Origin of the sequence: Bacillus sp. CH_48, from assembly GCF_038008465.1 — a bacterium.
In the GTDB taxonomy this organism is placed as follows: domain Bacteria; phylum Bacillota; class Bacilli; order Bacillales; family Bacillaceae_G; genus Bacillus_A; species Bacillus_A thuringiensis_S.
Genome location: NZ_JBBOZF010000001.1, coordinates 3,301,770 through 3,320,288 on the forward strand (window position 1 = coordinate 3,301,770; position 18,519 = coordinate 3,320,288).

Here is an 18,519-nt window from a genome sequence, read left to right on the forward strand (position 1 = left end):
TAGCAAATGCTAGCTTTTTTCTTTTTTACACCGATAAATTACTAACGTTTTTGGATCGCGCCATATACCGTTATGGAGAGATAATTCCTTGTTGATTTCTTCTGTTAGCCATTCTTTCATCTCGGCTTGAAGATACATATTATCGGGTATATTTAGCGATGGAAACATGCTAGAAATATAGTTTACTATTGGGGTAGCATGATGAAAAACGAGCGCATTATGAATAACTGTTTCTTCAACAGTTGGAAAAACGGATTGTAATATCTCTTTACCGTTTTCTAAACAAAATGGAGTGACTGATGATGTTGTTTTCGGTAAATCAAATGCGTCTAACATGCGGTTACACATTTCAATTATACGAGGTAGTGTATCGTTAGAATTTGTTGTAGCTAAAAGTGAGCCGCCGGGACGAATTACTTTATGTAATCCTTGAATTGTTGTTTCAACGTCTTTCACATGGTATAACATATGTCTTGCAATTATTAGGTCATAACAATTTGTTTCAAAAGGAAGTTTATTAGCATCCCCTCGTTTCCATTCTATTAAGTTATTCGTCTTAGCAGCTTGAGCAAGCATAGCTTCGGATTGATCCAACCCGGTTAATGGGCCTTTATGACCATTTGTTTGTAAAAGGGAAAGGAATTTTCCACTAGCGCACCCAACCTCTAATATGCTTTCTTCCCCTTGAAGTTGTAAATGTTCAATAACGATTTCATCTAAATTCACTTGTTTTTCTTCGTAATGTTTATGCGTATCGATACGTGTTTGTAAATTGTTACTGACGCTATATTGCCGTTTTACATCATTCATTTTTTCACATTCCACCTTCGTGCAAAATTGCTGAATCGCATGTGTTAATACGTCGGTTTTCTTTAAACCTTCATATTGAAGTGCAGATTCAAACCTTTCAAGTAATTTTTCTTCAATTCGAAAATGAATATCTTTTCGCTTCGTCATTGAAATATCGCCCCTTTGCATCTGTTAGTGAGACTATAGCACGTCTGAAAAATTTGTGTAAATCATTTGTGTACACAAATGGAGGAGATGAAAAAAATGTTTGAATGTGAGTTTAAACTATTGACGATTTAACCGTTTTCATATATTCTTAAATTAAGAAATATTCAAATAATTAAAAGAAATGAGAGAGTCACATGCTTCTCCAAGGAACACATCGAATTGGTCGTATGGCCATGTTGTTGGCACTTGCGGATGAGAATGAAAGCCCTGTATTATCTATTCCAAAAGGTTGGAAGTATTGTACGGGGAAAGTGGGTTCGATGAATTCGCAAAAAGTTGTAGCAGCAATGGAAACAGCGGCTAAGAGCAACCAAGTTATTGAAACAGATGTTTACAGAGAAACACATGCACTTTATCATGCAATTATGGAAGCATTGTACGGAGTGACGAGAGGTCAAATTCAGTTAGCAGACGTTCTTCGTACAGTAGGACTTCGATTTGCGATTGTGCGCGGTAGACCATACGACGGAAAAAAAGAAGGCGAATGGGTTGCTGTTGCGCTATATGGAACGATTGGTGCACCTGTAAAAGGATCTGAGCATGAGGCGATTGGTTTAGGAATTAATCACATATGATTTGCCCATAGTCTATTAGTTAGAAGGGGGCCTTACTTTTTTAGGACAGAAGTCTGTCTTAAAAAGATAAGGTCCCCTTTTGCCTTTTTAAGGAGGAAAAAAAGAATGATTACGTTAACAGGACACACATTGACAATTGAAGAAATGAAGAGATTGTTACTTGAAGGGGAAGGTGTAACAGCCTGTCCAACTAGTATGCAAAAGGTGGCGGAGTGCCGCGAAGTTGTTGAGAAAATTGTCGAGGACGGAAAAGTCGTTTATGGTATTACAACTGGATTTGGAAAGTTCAGTGATGTGCTTATTCAAAAAGATGATGTAAAGGCACTTCAACACAATTTAATTCAGTCACATGCATGCGGTATAGGCGATCCATTCCCTGAAGAAGTATCACGCGGTATGTTAATTTTACGAGCGAACACGATGCTTAAAGGAGTATCTGGTGTTAGACCGCTTGTTGTAAATATGCTTCTTGAGTTTGTAAATCGTAAAATTCACCCAGTTGTCCCGCAACAAGGTTCACTTGGTGCAAGTGGAGATTTAGCACCTTTATCTCATCTCGCTCTCGTATTATTAGGCGAAGGTGAAGTGTTCTATAAAGGGAAACGCGTTCATGCAATGGTTGCTCTTACAGAAGAAGGGCTTGAGCCAATTGAACTTGAAGCGAAAGAAGGTCTTGCGTTAATTAATGGTACGCAGGCGATGACAGCACAAGGAGTTCTTTCTTATATAGAGGCAGAAGCAACGGCGTATCAAGCTGAACTAATTGCTTCGATGACAATTGAAGGGTTACAAGGCATTATTGATGCATTTGATGAAAATGTTCATAAAGCACGTGGTTATAAAGAGCAAGTAGATGTAGCAAGCAGAATTCGTGACATTCTTCATGATAGTAAGTTAACAACAAAACAAGGAGAACTACGTGTACAGGATGCCTATTCACTTCGCTGTATCCCGCAAGTACACGGTGCTTCTTGGCAAGTTTTGAATTATGTGAAAGAAAAATTAGAAATTGAAATGAATGCAGCAACGGATAATCCGCTAATCTTTGATGGCGGAGAAAAAGTAATTTCGGGCGGGAATTTCCATGGTCAACCGATTGCGTTTGCGATGGACTTCTTAAAAGTAGGAATGGCGGAACTTGCAAATATTTCGGAGCGTCGTATTGAGCGTTTAGTAAATCCGCAATTAAATGATTTACCTCCATTTTTAAGTCCAGAACCAGGACTTCAGTCTGGTGCAATGATTATGCAGTATGCAGCAGCATCACTTGTTTCTGAGAATAAAACGTTAGCACATCCAGCGAGTGTAGATTCAATCCCGTCGTCAGCTAACCAAGAAGATCATGTAAGTATGGGAACAATTGCTTCACGCCATGCACATCAAATTATTCAAAATGCAAGACGTGTTCTTTCAATTGAGATGATTTGTGCAATGCAAGCAGCAGAATATCGTGGTATTGAAAACATGAGTACAGTGACGAAGAGCTTCTACCATCAAGGTCGTCAGCAAGTACCTTCTATTACAAATGACCGTATATTCTCAACGGATATTGAAAATATTGCGCATTGGTTAAAAACGAATTATTCGATAAAAGAAAGATTAGATGTAAACGCAGCACTATAAAATGAGAAAAGGGAGAGATTGAAATGGAAAAAGTACAACAAACAATTCGCGCGCCAAGAGGTACAGAGTTACAAACGAAAGGGTGGGTGCAAGAAGCTGCACTTCGTATGTTAATGAACAATTTAGATCCTGAAGTTGCTGAAAAACCAGAAGAATTAGTTGTATATGGCGGAATTGGCCGTGCAGCTCGTAACTGGGAAAGCTACAATGCAATTGTAGATTCATTAAAAACGTTAGAAAGCGATGAAACGTTACTTGTTCAATCAGGAAAACCAGTTGCCATTTTTAAATCACATGAAGATGCACCGCGCGTTCTGTTAGCGAACTCAAACTTAGTACCAAAATGGGCGAATTGGGATCACTTCCGAGAACTAGAGAAAAAAGGACTTATGATGTACGGACAAATGACAGCTGGTAGCTGGATTTACATTGGAACACAAGGGATTCTACAAGGAACATATGAAACATTTGGTGAGGCAGCTCGTCAACATTTCGATGGTTCATTAAAAGGTACATTAACACTTACTGCTGGTTTAGGTGGTATGGGTGGTGCACAACCTCTTGCTGTAACGATGAATGGCGGTGTTGTCATTGCTATTGATGTAGATAAGCGCAGCATCGATCGTCGTATTGAAAAGAGATATTGTGATAAGTATACAGAATCATTAGAAGAAGCATTGGCTATTGCAAACGAGTATAAAGAGAAGAAAGAGCCTATTTCAATTGGATTATTAGGTAATGCAACAGAAATTTTACCTGAGTTAGTAAATCGTAATATTATCCCTGACTTAGTTACGGACCAAACATCTGCTCATGATCCATTAAACGGTTATATTCCAGTAGGTTATACGTTAGAAGAGGCAGCGAAACTTCGTGAAGAAGACCCAGAACGTTACGTACAATTATCAAAAGAAAGTATGACAAAGCACGTAGAAGCAATGCTTGCGATGCAAGAAAAAGGCGCAATTACATTTGATTATGGAAATAACATTCGCCAAGTTGCTTTCGATGAAGGTTTGAAAAATGCTTTCGATTTCCCAGGATTTGTTCCAGCATTTATTCGTCCATTATTCTGTGAAGGAAAAGGACCATTCCGCTGGGTAGCTCTTTCTGGTGATCCAGAAGATATTTATAAAACAGATGAAGTAATTTTACGAGAATTCGCTGACAATGAGCATTTATGTAACTGGATTCGTATGGCGCGTCAACAAGTGGAGTTCCAAGGGCTTCCATCACGTATTTGTTGGCTAGGTTACGGTGAGCGTGCGAAGTTTGGCCGCATCATTAATGAAATGGTGGCAAATGGTGAATTATCAGCACCGATCGTTATTGGTCGTGACCATTTAGATTGCGGTTCAGTAGCATCTCCCAACCGTGAAACAGAAGCGATGAAAGACGGTAGTGATGCAGTAGCAGACTGGCCAATTTTAAATGCATTAATTAATAGTGTAAACGGTGCGAGTTGGGTATCTGTTCACCACGGTGGCGGCGTTGGTATGGGTTATTCACTTCACGCTGGAATGGTTATTGTTGCAGATGGAACAGAAGCAGCAGCAAAACGTATTGAGCGCGTATTAACTTCTGACCCTGGTATGGGTGTTGTTCGTCACGTTGATGCAGGATATGACTTAGCAGTGGAAACTGCGAAAGAAAAAGGCGTTAACATTCCAATGATGAAATAAGGGGGAGAAAACATGCTGGACACTTTACTAATAAATATCGGTCAATTACTAACAATGGATCAAGAAGATGGCTTGTTAAGGCGGGAAGCGATGAACACGCTTCCTGTTATCGAAAACGGTGTGGTTGGAATTGAAAATGATGTAATCACTTTCGTTGGAACAGCGGAAGAAGCGAAAGGACTTCAGGCGAAAGAAGTTATTGATTGCGGCGGGAAAATGGTTTCTCCTGGTCTTGTTGATCCGCATACTCATCTTGTATTTGGTGGATCTCGCGAAAATGAAATCGCACTAAAATTACAAGGAGTTCCGTACTTAGAAATTTTAGAACAAGGCGGAGGTATTCTTTCAACTGTAAATGCAACGAAACAGGCGTCGAAGGAAGAACTTGTTCAAAAAGCGAAATTCCATTTAGACCGTATGCTATCTTTCGGAGTTACTACTGTAGAAGCGAAGAGCGGTTACGGATTAGATGATGAGACGGAATGGAAACAATTAGAGGCAACAGCACAATTACAAAAAGAGCATCCGATCGATTTAGTTTCCACATTTTTAGGTGCTCATGCAGTTCCGAAAGAATATAAAGGTAGATCGAAAGAATTTTTACAATGGATGTTAGACTTATTGCCAGAAATGAAAGAGAAGCAATTAGCGGAGTTCGTTGATATTTTCTGTGAAACAGGTGTGTTCTCTGTCGAAGAATCAAAAGAGTTTTTATTAAAAGCGAAAGAGCTTGGCTTTGATGTGAAAATTCATGCGGATGAAATAGACCCTCTTGGTGGTGCGGAAGCAGCGGCAGAAATTGGTGCAGCATCAGCGGACCATTTAGTTGGCGCTTCTGATAAAGGGATTGAAATGCTTGCAAACTCGAATACAGTAGCAACATTATTACCAGGAACAACTTTCTATTTAAATAAAGAAAGCTTTGCTCGTGGTCGTAAAATGATTGATGAAGGTGTTGCAGTTGCGTTAGCTACAGACTTTAACCCAGGTAGCTGTCCAACTGAAAATATTCAGCTTATTATGAGCATTGCGATGCTAAAACTGAAAATGACACCAGAAGAAGTGTGGAATGCCGTAACGGTTAACTCATCATATGCCATTAACCGTGGTGATGTAGCTGGGAAAATTAGAGTTGGTCGTAAGGCAGATTTAGTTTTATGGGATGCTTATAATTATGCTTACGTACCGTATCATTACGGCGTAAGTCATGTGAATACAGTATGGAAGAATGGTAATATTGCATATACAAGAGGTGAACAATCGTGGAGCACGGCCACTATTTAAAGAAGAATGCAAAGTTTATTGATCGTGAAGTGACAAAATGGAGTGAGATGATTAAAGATTGGGAGGAAGGCGTAGAAATATTCGGTGCTGCCTTAATTGGAGCACCCCTTTCTAAGCCATCTATTAGTCATTCAGGAGCAAGTTTTGCTCCAAAAACAATTCGTGCGATGTTAGATGCATATAGTACGTACGCAATTACAGAAGAACACGATATGAAAGAAAGTGTCTTATATGATTGCGGCGATATCACGATGCATGTGACGGATATAAAAGAAAGTCATAACCGAATTGCGAAAACAGTTGGTCATGTAACGAAAGTAAATCCGAACATGGTACCAATCGTTCTTGGTGGTGACCACTCGATTAGTTTTCCGAGTATAACAGGCTTTACAAACAGTAAAGGAAAGGTCGGGATTATTCAATTTGATGCTCATCATGATTTACGTAATTTAGATGATGGAGGCCCGTCAAATGGTACACCATTCCGTAGTTTATTAGAAAATGATGTCATTACAGGGAAACAACTTGTTCAAATTGGAATTCGTAATTTTTCTAACGCACGTGCGTACCATGAATATGCAATAGAGCATGGCGTAACAGTGTATACAATGAAAGACGTACGAGAGCGAGAAATAAAAGATATTATCACGGAAAGTATTGAAGTATTAAGAAAACAAGGTGTGACTTCTATTTATATTTCTCTTGATATGGATGTACTAGACCAAGCGTTTGCACCAGGTTGTCCAGCAATTGGGCCTGGTGGAATGGATAGTACGACTTTACTAGATGCGATTGAATTCCTTGGTAAAGAACCGCTCGTTCAAGGAATGGATATAGTAGAGATTGATCCAACTCTTGATTTTAGGGATATGACGAGCCGAGTAGCTGCGCAAGTAATTATGAGTTTTCTTTTAGCGAGGGAAACAATTAGTAAGCGGGTTAGTATATAGACGGAAAAGTAGATCTTTATCTATGCATTATCAAAAACACATTACTACTCAAAAGTAGTGATGTGTTTTTATGTTAAAAGAGAATGAATGTGTATGGAACCGTTAATAAAATTGCGGGTTGTTATAGTGTATTGTGTAAATTTAATTTCTTGCTTCTGAAGTGTTGACTTGTAAAATAATTTTATGATAAAATAAAATTTTGCTAAAAAACTAAAAGTATGTTAAGCTTGAGAAGGTTACCATATATGGAGGTGGATTATTTGTTTCAAATTGGCGATAACATTGTTTATCCAATGCAGGGAGCAGGTATAATTAAAGCCATAGAAGAGAAGGAAATCTCAGGAGAAAAACAACAGTATTATGTTATAAAAATGTCGGCTAGTAATATGGAACTAATGATTCCAGCAGGGAGAATATCGAATTCGAATATACGACCAGTTACGGATATAACCGCATTAGTACACATAATGGATATTTTTCAACATGGGGAGTCAGATAGATTACTTACGTGGAAACAAAGGTATAAATTGAACACTGATAAAATAAAGACGGGTAAAATGCAAGAAGGTGCTGAAGTTGTGCGTGATTTAATGCGTATACAGAAAGAAAAAGCACTTAATGCAAGCGAAAAGAAGATGTTAGATAACGCATATGAATTTTTGATTAGTGAGCTGGGATTAATTGAAGGTATCACAGAAAATCAGATAAAAAGCTTTTGTTAAGGTTCATTACAAATAATGTATTATATCCCAAAAAAGATCTTGAATTTTTTGGGAACATAATTATAGAAAATTTATCATTTCAAAGACATTCAACTCTTTCACACCACTTTTAGAGCATTACCTCTATTGTTATTACTACAATCAAATCCATTTTTATTTTTTAATTTCATTTATGAATGTTCGAAGTTTAATTGAATACTTCGATAAAATAGTTACTTGATTTTTGCAATCCTGATTCACACTGGCACGGACGAGGAGCCGTAAGGATGAAAGAGAGGTAGGGCTTTCATTGTTTTAGGTATATAAGTTATTATTTTTAGAAGAATACTGAACCATATTCACTTCTATTGATAAGGTATTTTTTATATTAAAGAGATAAATGAATTGACAACCATATATGTTCAACAAAAAAGGTTTCCTTCTAAGGAAACCTTTTTAATATTATTTATAGCATTTTATTTTTTTTATATTCGAATTTTTTATTGTAAAGTCGTAAAAATTGACGTTACTATCTAAAAGTAAGTATGATGCGATTATAGTAAGATTTTTTAGGGGGAAGAAAGATGACAAGTTCAAGTAATAAAGCAGCGAGTATTTATGAAGGAACAAATGTAAACGCTGGGGGATCTTTTGAAAACGTTGAAGAAACAAAGTTGTTTGATCCAATTCAAATTGGAGCTTGGTCTCTTCGTAATCGTATAGCAATGGCACCAATGACAAGATGCTTTGCAGATAATGAGACTGGAGCAGTGGGTGCTGATGTAGTGGAATACTATAGAAAGCGTGCTGCTGACGGAGTTGGATTAATTATTACAGAAGGAATTGTCATTAGTCCAAGAGCGAAAGGGAATCCAGGAGTACCAGGAATTTATACACAAGAACAAATCGATTCTTGGAAACCTGTTACAGAGGCAGTACATAAAGAAGGCGGGACGATTATTGCTCAAATATGGCATGTTGGGCGTATGAGTCATCATGAAATAATTGGTGGACAAATGCCGCAAGCACCATCTGCTATCGCTGCAGAGGGAAATGTTCCACGTTTTCGTAAACCGTTTGATACGCCAGAAGCAATGACGTTAGAAGAAATACAAGAAGTGATTGGTCAATACGCACAAGCTGCGAAAAATGCAATCGAAGCTGGATTTGATGGAGTAGAAATTCACGGTGCACACGGATATTTAATTGATCAATTTACGTATGAGTCTGCGAATAAGCGAACAGATAAATATGGCGGTAATTTAAAACAAAGGTTAACGTTTATGAAAGAAGTAACGGCTGCTGTAATAGAAGCTGTTGGAGCTAATAAAACACTTCTTCGCTTCTCTGCTTTCAAAGGTGATAATCCTACTTATATGTGGGAAAATCCTGAGCTTGCAATTGAAACGTTCGTAAATATGTTCAAAGAAGTTGGATTAACGATGATCCATCCTTCAACGATGAATTATACGCAAGGAATTGCTGACGGAAAGAATTTTCATCAACTAGTAAGAAAATATTGGGATGGTACAATTGTTGGGGTTGGTAATTTAAATCCGAAAGAGGCCGAAGAAGCGTTGCAAGAAGGAACGATTGATGTAGTGGCATTCGGCAGACCGTTAATTGCTAATCCAGACTTTGTTCATCGAATTAAACATGCTGAAAGTTTAGTTGAATATGACGCGAAAGAGCATCTTGTTACGTTAGTATGAATAAAGATAAAAGGAGAACACATCGAGTGTTCTCCTTTTATTATGGGATTTTATAGGGGGAAGCGGGATGAGTGAAACGCTACTCGTTATTATTAGTATATTACTATTTTTAATGTTGCTTTTAATCGTCTTTTTTATCATTACATTTTTTATAAAAAAACGAACACATCATTCTATTTTAAAGTTACATCCATACTTAGGAAGAATGCGCTACTTACTGGAAAAGATAGGGCCTGAATTTCGACAATATTGGTTTGATCATGATACGGATGGAAAGCCTTTCTCACGTTATGATTTTCAAAGTGTTATGTTTTTAGCGAAATATCGCTCTGAAATACTTGGTTTTGGATCAAAACGAGATTTTGAAGCTTCTGGCTATTATATTGCTAATACATTATTTCCGATATTGACTGAGGAATTAAGTGTGAATCTCACGCAAGAGCGAGAAGGTAAAAAGTACGTGATTCATAAAGAAGGGTTATTTTCAAGAAGAGAAAAATTGACAGCGGATACAACGAATCTTTGGCTGTACGAAGAAGATGATGCAATTATAGTCGGTGAGAACCGTAAATATCCGTGGAAGCTACATGGTATGTTTGGTGCATCTGCGACTTCTTACGGCGCGATTGGAGAAAATTATATTTTAGCGAGTGGTTTTGGAGCAAAAATGGCAGGCGGATCGTGGATTAATACTGGTGAAGGTGGCGTTATTCCAGAACATTTACATACAGCAGCAAATATCCTTGCGCAAATTGGTCCAGGGTTATTTGGATACCGCGATGAGGACGGTAATTTTTCAATGGGAAAATTCAGGGAGAAAGCAAAAGAAAGTAATATTAGAGCATTCGAATTGAAATTTGGGCAAGGTGCTAAAATACGTGGTGGTCATCTAGAGGGACAAAAAGTAAATGAGAAAATTGCTTCTGTTCGCAACGTCAGAAAGGGAGAGACGATTAATTCACCGAATCGATTTTCATTTTTAAAGAATGCAACGGATACACTTTGTTTTATTCAACAGTTGCAAGAAAGCGGCGGTAAACCAGTTGGAATGAAAATTGTAATTGGTCAGCAGGAGCCTTTGGAAGATTTATTTAAAACGATGAAAGAGTTAAATATCTATCCAGATTTCATTACAATTGATGGTTCAGAAGGTGGATCAGGAGCGACGTATAAATCGATGGCAGATAGTATGGGAATGCCGCTTATTCCAGCGTTACTGACATGTATTGATACAGCGAATCATTATGGTGTTCGGGACAAATTCAAAGTGTTTGCATCGGGGAAATTAATCACACCAGATAAAGTGGCGATTGCTTTAGCGATTGGAGCGGATGCTGTAAGTTCAGCCCGCGGATTTATGATGGCAAGCGGCTGTATTATGGCCCTTCAATGTAATTCTGGCCAATGTCCATCTGGTGTAGCCACGACGAATCCGCATTATCAAAAAGCGTTAGATCCGTATGAGAAGAAGTGGCGAGTCATGAATTATATTATTAGTATGAGATATAGTTTATTTTCATTAGCAGCGGCAGCGGGAGTGAAGAGCCCGCGCCATTTAACTAGAGAGCATATTGTGTTTAAAGACGAGATGGGGAGAGTAGTTCCTCTTTCGGAATTGTTTCCTATAGTAAATCAAATCTAAAAGTATATTTGATATGTAAGATTTTTCAGAGGAATAATCATATTGTTTGGAAAAATTAGGAGTATAATAGGGAAGTGTTTTTAAAAATGACTATTTTTAGGGAGAGATTCACTTGCAGCAAGGTTCGTACAGTATTACAATTTTTTTACTCGTCATAGGGCTCGTTATATTTAGACGCATGCGTTCTATGAATCGACCAATTAAAAATAAAGGAAGACGATTACTATTGCCATTATTCTTCTTATTACCAGGTTTTTCTTTATATGCTGCACCGATACAACTTGTTGGTTGGCAAATTGGTATAGCTGCTGGGATCGGTCTGTTATTGTCAATTCCACTTATTATTTTAAGTGGGTATGAAGTTAGAGAAGATGGCCAAATTTATGCGAAAAAAAGTATCGCTTTTATTGCTACATTTTTAGTTATCGTTCTTTTACGTGCTTATTTTAGAAGACATTTACAAGGTTTAGATCCAAAGTCAATTGGCATTCTTTTCTACACTCTTGCGGTTTGTTATATAGTACCCTGGCGTATTGGATGCTATATGAAATTTCGTAAAGTATATGTAGAGAAAGAGAAAATTGAGATGTCAATAAGCTAAAAGTCATACATTTGTATGGCTTTTTCTTTTAAAATTTATCGGGTAAACGAATGAAAATAAGGTGTGAAAAAAACATTGTTTAATTTTCTGAATATTTTTACTTAAATTTCTTGAAAAATCATTGTAATCCACTGGGATAAAGGCGTTTATAAAGGTTTTCACATGTAATGAAAAGTGCTCGTTCACTTGAAAGAACAAAAAATGTTTGTTAAGGTAGGGAACCATAAGCGAATACAAGAAAATAGAAAAAGTCATTTTTCGAAATTTTGAATGGCTTATGGGCTAAGGGAGAGATTTGGTGAAGATTGAAATTATGGTTTCGCTTGCTATTTATATGGCAGGTATGTTGTATATCGGATATTGGTCTTATAAGAAGACATCCGATTTATCAGATTATATGTTAGGCGGAAGAGGACTCGGTCCAGCAGTTACAGCTTTATCAGCTGGTGCTTCTGACATGAGTGGTTGGATGCTAATGGGATTACCTGGTGCGATGTATGCAACAGGATTATCAAGTGTATGGATTGCGATAGGTTTATTAATAGGTGCTTATGCAAACTATTTAATCATTGCCCCGCGTTTACGAACGTATACAGAAGTGGCAAATGATTCAATTACGATTCCAGACTTTTTAGAAAATCGGTTTAAAGATCGTACGAAAATACTTCGTTTTGTCTCCGCTATCGTCATTTTAGTATTTTTCACATTTTACGCGTCGGCTGGTTTAGTTTCAGGTGGACGTTTGTTTGAAAATTCTTTTAACCTGGATTATAAAATTGGTTTATTTGTAACAGTGGGTGTCGTTGTTGCGTATACGCTATTTGGTGGTTTTCTAGCCGTAAGTTGGACGGACTTTGTGCAAGGGTGTATTATGTTTATTGCGCTTGTACTAGTGCCAATTGTTGCTTTTACGGATGTCGGTGGTGTAACAGAAACATTCAATACGATTAAGCAAGTTGATGCATCACATTTAGATATGTTTAAAGGGACTACAATACTTGGTATTATTTCATTTTTAGCATGGGGTCTTGGGTATTTTGGTCAACCACATATTATTGTCCGCTTTATGGCAATTACCTCTATTAAAGATTTAAAAACTTCTCGTAGAATCGGTATCGGTTGGATGACGATTTCAATTATAGGTGCAATGCTTACTGGTCTAATTGGTATCGCTTATTATGCTAAAAATAATGCGACATTACAAGACCCAGAAATGGTCTTTGTAACATTCTCAAATATTTTATTCCATCCATACATTACAGGATTTTTATTATCAGCTATTTTGGCTTCGATTATGAGTAGTATTTCCTCACAATTACTTGTTATTTCAAGTGCAGTAACGGAAGACTTTTATAAAACATTTTTCCGTCGTAACGCAAGTGACAGAGAACTTGTATTTATCGGTAGATTATCAGTATTAGTAGTAGCTATGATCGCAGTTGTTTTAGCGTATCATCCAAGTGATACAATTTTAACACTTGTAGGTTATGCCTGGGCTGGATTTGGTTCAGCATTCGGACCAGCTATTTTATTAAGTTTATATTGGAAAAGGACGAATAAGTGGGGCGTTCTTGCAGGTATGATTGTTGGTGCAGTAGTTGTTATAGCATGGGTACAAATTCCAAGTTTAAAAGCGACTATGTATGAAATGGTACCTGGATTCTTCTGTAGTTTATTAACTGTTATCGTTGTAAGTTTATTAACGAAAGAACCCGTTAAGGCAGTTCATCGTGAATTTAATGAGATGGAAGCAGTGCTGGAAGAGGAAACGAAATAATTAGCGAAGAGAGTAGACGAAACTGGCGTTTACTCTCTTTTTATTTAAAATGAAAATACGGAATTCGTTGACAACTAAAAGTAAGTAACTTATAATAAATTTGAGTTCAAGATAATTTATGTTACGAATACAGATTTTAAATAGAGTAAATATTTTTTGAGAATTATCTCGAATTTGAGATTATTTTGATAAAGTAGACATTCAAGTGTGATATTATAATTAATATCTCGAATTCGAGATAAGATTATAATGACGGATTTTACTTTTCAGTATGGACAAAATGAATAATGAATTTTAATGAATAAAAGTTTTTAAAATGAAATAAAAAGGGGCGGAGAAAATGACAAAGAAAACGATGGGAATTCACCACATTACAGCAATCGTAGGACATCCACAAGAAAATGTAGATTTTTATGCTGGTGTATTGGGGTTACGTTTAGTGAAACAAACAGTGAATTTTGATGATCCAGGTACGTACCATCTTTATTTTGGAAATGAAGGAGGAAAGCCTGGAACAATTATTACGTTTTTCCCATGGGCAGGTGCTCGTCAAGGTATTATTGGAGATGGTCAAGTAGGAATTACGTCTTACGTTGTACCAAAAGGTACAATGGAGTTTTGGGAAAATAGATTAGAAAAATTCGATGTTTCGTATACAAAAATGACTCGTTTTGGAGAACAGTATTTAGAATTTGATGATCCGCATGGTTTGCATATAGAATTAGTTGAAAGAGAAGAAGGCGAATTAAATAATTGGAGTTTTGGAGAAGTTACACCAGAAGTAGCAATTAAAGGGTTTGGAGGTGCTGTTCTTTTATCTGCACAGCCTCAAAAAACAGCTGAATTGTTAGAACATATTATGGGTCTTGAGAAAATTGGAGAAGAGGGTGAATTTGTTCGATTCCGTTCTTCTGCTGACATTGGAAATATTATTGATTTGAAATTATCAACAATCGGTCGTGGCCAAATGGGCGTTGGCACAGTTCATCATATTGCTTGGAGAGCGAGTGACGATGCAGATCAGCTAGACTGGAAAGAGCATATGACTCGTTTTGGATATCACGTAACTCCTGTACAAGACCGAAATTATTTTAACGCGATTTATTTTAGAGAACATGGTGAAATCTTATTTGAAATTGCAACAGATCCTCCTGGTTTCGCTCATGATGAATCGTTAGAGACGATGGGTGAGGAATTAAAGTTACCGGAACAATATGAACAACATAGAAAACAGATTGAACAAACGCTTTTACCATTTGAAGTGAGAAATTTAGATTAAAGTGATTGAAGGGGGAAAAGGATTATGATGAAACATGTTTTTCAAAAAGGAAAAGATACGTCAAAACCAGTGTTGTTATTACTTCATGGCACAGGTGGTAATGAATTAGATTTACTATCACTTGCAGAAATAGTTGATCCGGAAGCGTCGGTATTAAGCGTTAGGGGAAATGTGTTAGAGAATGGGATGCCGCGTTTCTTCCGCCGATTAGCAGAAGGCATTTTTGATGAAGAGGATTTAATTTTCCGTACGAAGGAATTAAATGAATTTTTAGATGAAGCGGCTAAAGAATATAAATTCGATAGAAATAACATTGTAGCTATCGGTTATTCGAATGGGGCAAATATCGCAGCAAGCTTATTATTCCATTACGAAAATGCATTGAAAGGTGCTGTGCTTCATCACCCAATGGTACCAAGAAGAGGAATGCAATTAGCAAATTTAGCAGGGAAATCTGTGTTTATTGCTGCTGGGACAAATGACCCAATTTGTTCATCAGCAGAGTCCGAGGAATTGAAGGTACTATTAGAAAATGCAAACGCGAATGTAACAATACATTGGGAAAATCGAGGGCATCAATTAACGATGGGTGAAGTAGAAAAAGCAAAAGAGTGGTATGACAAAGCATTTTAAAAAAGAAGCATCTGCTAACGATTAGCAGATGCTTCTTTTTTATTTAAGACTGGATTGCAAGATGAGATGAAGAAAGTGGTAGCTCAATATCAACAATCGTACCTTTATTTAATTCGCTTGAAATGTGTAATTTACCATGATGTTCTTCAATTATTTTGTAACACATCATTAATCCTAGTCCTGTGCCTTTTTCTTTTAAACTATAAAAAGGTTCGCCTAGACGGGAGATACGATCTTCTGGAATGCCACAACCTTCATCGATAATTCGTATTAAGATGAAATTATCCTCTAATGGTTTTGTTTGAATGAAAATATTTCCGCCATTTGGCATCGCTTCTATCGCATTTTTTAATATGTTTATAAAAACTTGTTTTAATTGGTTACCGTCACATTGAATATCATATACGTAATCAAAATGATCCATGATGATATGAACGCTATGCATAATTGCAGTCGGTAAAATAAATGTAACTACCTCTTCAATTAAAGTTTGTATGTTACAAGTTTGGATAGATAATACTTGTGGCTTAGACATCGCCATAAATTGACTCGTGATGGATTCCATTTGTGAAATCTCACTTAACATAACATCGATATACCATTTTTGCTCCTCATTTATTTCAGGGAGGAGCAACGTTAGAAAACCTTTTAGAGAAGTGAGTGGATTTCGAATTTCATGGGCAATTCCAGCTGTCAGTTGTCCGACTACTGCGAGCTTCTCAGATTTTCGTAATAACTTTTCAGTTTCTTTTAGCTCAGTAACATCTCTCCCCATCACGATAAGACCTTTGCGAGAACCGTCATGATGATAAAGCGGGACTTTTGATATACTTAAGATTAGATCGAAATCATCTCTATGTATAATAAATTCCTCGCCATGAAGAATTTGTCTTTGTTGCCATGCTAGTTCATCAATTTCTTCACAATGTAAAAAAGCTTCTCGGTATGCTTCATTATATTGAATGAGTTCGCTATCTTTTTTCCCATGGTAAGGTACATGATGGAAATTGAAGCAAGAAAGTGCGTAGTCATTTGCCTCAAGCCAGCGCCCTTCATGATCTTTAAATATAACAAAGGCAGGCATGGAGTTTACTAATGTACGTAATCTCTTCTCACTTTCTTTTAGCATATTCTCAATTCTTTCTGATTTTTCAAGCGGCTTCATAATAGCATATACGCCAGTAAGACGATTTTGAACAAAAATAGGAACTAGTTTTGTCACAACATCTAATAAGAATCCATTTTTATGATAAATAGATAAGATATACTCTTGTTGATTATCCGCTTCAGTATTCTTTATATTTTGTAATACTTGCTCAGAAATATGGGCTTCTAAAATAGAGGTAATATTTTTCTGTTCTAATTCTAAAGAAGTGTAACCTAATATTCTTTCGGCAGAAGGATTTATATGTAGAATAACTCCTTCTAAATTTAATGAAATAATACTATCAGGATTGTGTTCGAACAGAGATGCGTACATTTCTGTTAATGAACGATCTTGTATATGGTTTCGCAAACGTCTAGAAATGTTCGGATGACGTTTTTTTTGAGTTGGTGAATATTTTTTACGACTCATAATAGTTCCTCCGTACAAATAGCATCTAAAAAGATTTGTCTATTCATAACTATAATATAGATGTAATGTGTATTTCTATAAAAAATGGAAGTTATAGAATAAATTTTGTTTTTTTTATTTTTTGCAAGGTGAATGCAGGATGTTAATAAGGGGAGCTTATATTGTTTTATAAACCTCTTGTAAGTTACAGACGGCTGTTTTCCGTATAACATTAGGGTAGAGGAGGGGGAGAGAAAATGAAAAATTATATTCAAGGGATTAATCACGTGCAAGTAGCTGCACCTGTAGGGTGTGAAGAAGAGGCGCGTGATTTTTATGGGAATACGATTGGTATGGAAGAAATTCCAAAGCCAGAAAAGTTGAAAAAACGAGGTGGATGTTGGTTTAAATGCGGAAATCAAGAAATCCATATTGGTGTGGAGCGGAACTTTACACCAGCTAAAAAGGCTCATCCAGCTTTTTATGTGAATGAAATTAATGAATTTAAGCAAACACTTATAGAGCAAGGTGTTAAAGTGATTGATGATTATGCACGGCCAGATGTAATTCGATTTTACGTGTCAGATCCATTTGGAAACCGAATTGAATTTATGCAAAATAAAGACTAGATGGATTCCCACCTAGTCTTTAACTTCTTCTGAAAAGTCCTAATACTTCTACAGTTTCTGTAATATTAACGAATGCATTCGGGTCGATTTCAGAAATTGTTAGTTTCATACTTGCTAATTCTTCACGAGAAACGACGGTCATAAGTACACGCTTTTTCTCGCTTGAATAAGCACCTTCGCCATCAAGTAACGTTATTCCACGTACAACAGTTGAAAGAAGTTGTTTTTTCATTTTTTCTGCTTCATTTGTTACAATCATAAGTGTAACTTTACGATGTTTTGTATGAACAGCATCAATTACTTTACCAGTTACATAAATTGAAAGTAAGCTTGTAAGTGCAACATCCCAGGTGAAGAAGAATCCTGCGATTATTACAACGACTGCATTTAAAATAATAAGGAATCCGCCAAGTTTAATGTCTCGCTTGCGGGATAAAAGCATACCGATAATATCAAATCCACCAGTGGATCCATTACAGTTAAAAACAAGACCAATACCAGCTCCGGCGATGACACCTCCGAAGATAGAAGATAACAATGGATCTGTTGCTACGACTTTTACTGGAACGTAGTATAATGCAACAGATAATACAACTACAGAGACAACTGTGTTAAAAATTACTTTTTTTCCAAGACCTATGTACCCTAAAATAAGGATAGGTAAGTTTAATACAAAGTTAATAATGCCTGTGTTTACAGGGGTTACAATTCCTAAAATAATAGCAATTCCGCCAATTCCACTACTTAAAATTTTGTGGGGGATAAGGAAAAGATTAAAGGCAACCGCAATAATAATAGAACCGATAATAACACCAAGGAATCTGACCATTTCTTTCCCGTCCTTCACTGAAAAATTCAT

Annotated in this window: 16 protein-coding genes; 13 read left to right on the forward strand and 3 right to left on the reverse strand. The window is 36.7% G+C overall.

The window, feature by feature from the left end; all coding sequences use genetic code 11:
* Window positions 1-9: 9 nt before the first annotated feature.
* Complete coding sequence (locus tag N2V92_RS16735; protein ID WP_000166776.1) at window positions 10-957, reverse strand: class I SAM-dependent methyltransferase; 948 nt, start codon at window positions 955-957, stop codon at window positions 10-12.
* A 194-nt stretch (window positions 958-1,151) separates the two neighbouring features.
* Here N2V92_RS16735 and hutP point away from each other — a divergent pair, with 194 nt between their 5' ends.
* From hutP to N2V92_RS16795, 12 genes are all read left to right on the forward strand, one after another.
* Window positions 1,152-1,592 (forward strand): hut operon transcriptional regulator HutP, encoded by a 441-nt coding sequence (hutP, locus tag N2V92_RS16740; RefSeq protein ID WP_000926515.1) that lies wholly within the window; start codon window positions 1,152-1,154, stop codon window positions 1,590-1,592.
* A 105-nt stretch (window positions 1,593-1,697) separates the two neighbouring features.
* On the forward strand, window positions 1,698-3,215 hold the full coding sequence (gene hutH / locus N2V92_RS16745) for a histidine ammonia-lyase (protein WP_000631844.1): 1,518 nt from the start codon (window positions 1,698-1,700) through the stop codon (window positions 3,213-3,215).
* A gap of 23 nt (window positions 3,216-3,238) precedes the next feature.
* Window positions 3,239-4,897, forward strand: a complete 1,659-nt coding sequence (hutU, locus tag N2V92_RS16750; RefSeq protein ID WP_042595469.1) for a urocanate hydratase — start codon at window positions 3,239-3,241, stop codon at window positions 4,895-4,897.
* Between the two features lie 12 nt (window positions 4,898-4,909).
* Entirely contained in the window at window positions 4,910-6,181 is a 1,272-nt protein-coding gene (gene hutI / locus N2V92_RS16755; protein WP_000887549.1) for an imidazolonepropionase, read from the forward strand.
* The gene (hutG, locus tag N2V92_RS16760; RefSeq protein WP_000399844.1) at window positions 6,160-7,131 is read left to right on the forward strand and encodes a formimidoylglutamase; all 972 of its coding nucleotides are present in this window, start codon (window positions 6,160-6,162) and stop codon (window positions 7,129-7,131) included. Before hutI ends, hutG begins: the two co-directional genes overlap by 22 nt.
* A 260-nt stretch (window positions 7,132-7,391) precedes the next feature.
* A complete protein-coding gene (locus N2V92_RS16765) occupies window positions 7,392-7,853 on the forward strand; it encodes a CarD family transcriptional regulator (RefSeq protein ID WP_170264802.1) in 462 nt (153 codons plus the stop codon).
* A 563-nt stretch (window positions 7,854-8,416) separates the two neighbouring features.
* Window positions 8,417-9,544 (forward strand): alkene reductase, encoded by a 1,128-nt coding sequence (locus N2V92_RS16770; RefSeq protein WP_000204597.1) that lies wholly within the window; start codon window positions 8,417-8,419, stop codon window positions 9,542-9,544.
* 67 nt (window positions 9,545-9,611) lie between these two features.
* Window positions 9,612-11,186, forward strand: a complete 1,575-nt coding sequence (locus N2V92_RS16775) for an FMN-binding glutamate synthase family protein (RefSeq protein WP_042595465.1) — start codon at window positions 9,612-9,614, stop codon at window positions 11,184-11,186.
* Window positions 11,187-11,298: 112 nt separating this feature from the next.
* Window positions 11,299-11,787 carry a cytochrome c biogenesis protein CcdC gene (locus N2V92_RS16780; protein WP_001183916.1) on the forward strand — a complete coding sequence of 163 codons (489 nt, stop codon included), beginning with the start codon at window positions 11,299-11,301 and terminating at the stop codon, window positions 11,785-11,787.
* A gap of 298 nt (window positions 11,788-12,085) precedes the next feature.
* Complete coding sequence (gene putP, locus N2V92_RS16785; protein ID WP_000687593.1) at window positions 12,086-13,564, forward strand: sodium/proline symporter PutP; 1,479 nt, start codon at window positions 12,086-12,088, stop codon at window positions 13,562-13,564.
* A gap of 340 nt (window positions 13,565-13,904) precedes the next feature.
* Complete coding sequence (locus tag N2V92_RS16790) at window positions 13,905-14,843, forward strand: ring-cleaving dioxygenase (RefSeq protein ID WP_044798047.1); 939 nt, start codon at window positions 13,905-13,907, stop codon at window positions 14,841-14,843.
* Window positions 14,844-14,867: 24 nt separating this feature from the next.
* A complete protein-coding gene (locus N2V92_RS16795) occupies window positions 14,868-15,476 on the forward strand; it encodes an alpha/beta hydrolase (protein WP_000975496.1) in 609 nt (202 codons plus the stop codon).
* Window positions 15,477-15,519: 43 nt separating this feature from the next.
* Here N2V92_RS16795 and N2V92_RS16800 read toward each other — a convergent pair whose 3' ends face one another.
* Window positions 15,520-17,052 carry a BA3702 family sensor histidine kinase gene (locus tag N2V92_RS16800; RefSeq protein WP_042595456.1) on the reverse strand — a complete coding sequence of 511 codons (1,533 nt, stop codon included), beginning with the start codon at window positions 17,050-17,052 and terminating at the stop codon, window positions 15,520-15,522.
* 236 nt (window positions 17,053-17,288) lie between these two features.
* On the opposite strand from N2V92_RS16800, the gene N2V92_RS16805 reads away from it, so the two are divergent.
* A complete protein-coding gene (locus N2V92_RS16805) occupies window positions 17,289-17,660 on the forward strand; it encodes a VOC family protein (RefSeq protein WP_000800779.1) in 372 nt (123 codons plus the stop codon).
* A 19-nt stretch (window positions 17,661-17,679) separates the two neighbouring features.
* Here N2V92_RS16805 and N2V92_RS16810 read toward each other — a convergent pair whose 3' ends face one another.
* Window positions 17,680-18,489 carry a YitT family protein gene (locus N2V92_RS16810; protein WP_000251344.1) on the reverse strand — a complete coding sequence of 270 codons (810 nt, stop codon included), beginning with the start codon at window positions 18,487-18,489 and terminating at the stop codon, window positions 17,680-17,682.
* Between the last annotated feature and the right edge of the window lie 30 nt (window positions 18,490-18,519).

Coding starts and splice junctions, on each gene's coding strand:
- N2V92_RS16735 (WP_000166776.1), bottom strand. CDS start 957: ATGACGAAGCGAAAAGATATTCATTTTCGAATTGAAGAAAAATTACTT.
- hutP (WP_000926515.1), top strand. CDS start 1,152: ATGCTTCTCCAAGGAACACATCGAATTGGTCGTATGGCCATGTTGTTG.
- hutH (WP_000631844.1), top strand. CDS start 1,698: ATGATTACGTTAACAGGACACACATTGACAATTGAAGAAATGAAGAGA.
- hutU (WP_042595469.1), top strand. CDS start 3,239: ATGGAAAAAGTACAACAAACAATTCGCGCGCCAAGAGGTACAGAGTTA.
- hutI (WP_000887549.1), top strand. CDS start 4,910: ATGCTGGACACTTTACTAATAAATATCGGTCAATTACTAACAATGGAT.
- N2V92_RS16770 (WP_000204597.1), top strand. CDS start 8,417: ATGACAAGTTCAAGTAATAAAGCAGCGAGTATTTATGAAGGAACAAAT.
- N2V92_RS16775 (WP_042595465.1), top strand. CDS start 9,612: ATGAGTGAAACGCTACTCGTTATTATTAGTATATTACTATTTTTAATG.
- N2V92_RS16790 (WP_044798047.1), top strand. CDS start 13,905: ATGACAAAGAAAACGATGGGAATTCACCACATTACAGCAATCGTAGGA.
- N2V92_RS16795 (WP_000975496.1), top strand. CDS start 14,868: ATGATGAAACATGTTTTTCAAAAAGGAAAAGATACGTCAAAACCAGTG.
- N2V92_RS16800 (WP_042595456.1), bottom strand. CDS start 17,052: ATGAGTCGTAAAAAATATTCACCAACTCAAAAAAAACGTCATCCGAAC.
- N2V92_RS16805 (WP_000800779.1), top strand. CDS start 17,289: ATGAAAAATTATATTCAAGGGATTAATCACGTGCAAGTAGCTGCACCT.
- N2V92_RS16810 (WP_000251344.1), bottom strand. CDS start 18,489: ATGGTCAGATTCCTTGGTGTTATTATCGGTTCTATTATTATTGCGGTT.